Below are 1877 nucleotides of genomic sequence, written 5' to 3' on the forward strand. Positions count from 1 at the left end.
GGGGGATTCGTGGACTCATAAACACTCCATGATGAGTGGAAAAAGGTAAAAAAGAAAAACAGGCGCGCAGGTGGTGACGGTCATGGTTGGGTGGTTATAGGAACATAAGAGTTCCAACCGATGAATGTGGAAGCCATTCGGGACGCGTCGATGGCGTTCAAAAAGGCGCTGATCGAACGAGCCCTTGGTGCGGAGTTGGGGCACCACCTTGGCTATCCTCAGGGCGCGGAGCGTACTGAAGATTCAAGCAACCAGTGCAACGGCAAAAGCGGCAAGACCGTGCTCACCGATGACGGCCCGCTGCGCCTGGACATCCCTAGAGACCGCGATGGCAGCTTTGCTCCGATTCTGATCCCCAAGCACGAACGCCGTTTTACAGGCTTCGATGACAAGATCATTGCCATGCCCGCGGCATGACCGTTCGAGAGACTCGTGCATTTCTCTCAGAGCAATAAATGCAGGCTCATTCGCCATTAATCCCGATTCGCGGGCCGCGATAGACGCAATTAATTCCGGTCGAAAACCGCATTGATTGCAGGTCGGGAAGTTTTCGAATGCAGGTCGTTACACTTGTCGCCCAGAAGGCCCCCGCAGCACCATGTTGAAGGCATGGTTAATGGCCGCGCGCGTGCCTGGGTGGAGTCCGTGTTGCGTAATGGCCGTATTGACCGCCGCCTCCAACGCTGCTGGGCGCACTTCGCCCGCAGCAGGCGCCAGCGCTGGCCAGCGCAGATCCTGCTGCTCGAGGTGACACAGAAATCGTGAAATCTTATTGCGCTGTTGCCGGGAAAGGGTTGTGGGCAGTTGCGCCATCACGGCTTGGTGTTCGGGCCACGCAGGTATCAGGCGGACCCGACCGGAAGGCGCCAGCAGAACCAAGTTGAAGACGTGGTTAATGGCCGCGCGCGTGTTTGTCTCAAGTCCGTGTTGCGTAATGGCCGTATTGACCGCCGCCTCCAAGGCTGCTGGGCGCACTTCGCCCGCAGCCGGCGCCAGCGCTGACCAGCTCCGACCCTGCTGCTCGAGGTGACACAGAAATCGTGAAATCGTAGAGCGTTGTTGCGAGGAAAGGGTTGTGGGCAGTTGCGCCATCACGGCTTGGTGTTCGGACCACGCAGGTATCAGGTAGACCCGACCGGAAGGCCCCTGCAGAGCCACGTCGAAGGCGTGGTTAATGGCCGCGCGCGCGTTTGGCTGAAGTCCGTGTTGCGTAATGGCCGTATTGAGCGCCGCCTCCAGCGCTGCTGGGCGCACTTCGCCCGCAGCAGGCGCCAGCGCTGACCAGCTCCGACTCTGCTGCTCGAGGTGACACAGAAATCGTGAAATCGAAGAGCGTTGTTGCCGGGAAAGGGTTGTGGGCAGTTGCGCCATTACTGCTTGGTGTTCGGGTGACACAGGTATCAGGCGGACCACACCGAAAGGCCCCTGCAGAGCCAAGTTGAAGGCGTGGTTAATGGCCGCGCGCGTGCCTTTGTGGAGTCCGTGTTGTGTAATGGCCGTATTGACCGCAGCCTCCAACGCTGCTGGGCGCACTTCGCCCGCAACAGGCGCCAGCGCTGACCAGCTCAGACTTTGCTGCTCGAGGTGACACAGAAATCGTGAAATCCTAGAGCGATGATCCCGGAAAAGGGTTGTGGGCAGTTGCGCCATCACTGCTTGGTGTTCGGCCAGTAATGGTGTGGTTCGCCGCGTGGGGACGGGGGATTGTCTTATAGCGGTATAGGGGGAATATCTACCCGGCGCAGTGGCCGTCGCTCCTGTGCGCGAGGGACCGGCGCCGACCGTGGTGCTGTGCAGCGACTCATGGCCCTGACGGCGGGACGCGGAGGCGGCAGCCGTCATCTGCTCAAAACTGAAGCCTTGATCATCCCTCTCTC

Annotated in this window: 1 protein-coding gene and 1 pseudogene; one reads left to right on the top strand and one right to left on the bottom strand. The window is 59.8% G+C overall.

Annotation, left to right across the window (positions count from 1 at the left end; genetic code table 11):
• Positions 1-117: 117 nt before the first annotated feature.
• Positions 118-452: pseudogene (locus WLY71_RS30435) on the top strand (transposase); the annotation flags it as partial.
• A 112-nt stretch (positions 453-564) separates the two neighbouring features.
• Here WLY71_RS30435 and WLY71_RS30440 read toward each other — a convergent pair.
• Positions 565-1877, bottom strand: a 1313-nt coding sequence (locus WLY71_RS30440; protein WP_347806535.1) for a hypothetical protein, incomplete at its 5' end; no start/stop codon positions are given.

The sequence above is a fragment of the Pseudomonas rossensis genome (assembly GCF_039888995.1).
Taxonomy (GTDB): domain Bacteria; phylum Pseudomonadota; class Gammaproteobacteria; order Pseudomonadales; family Pseudomonadaceae; genus Aquipseudomonas; species Aquipseudomonas rossensis.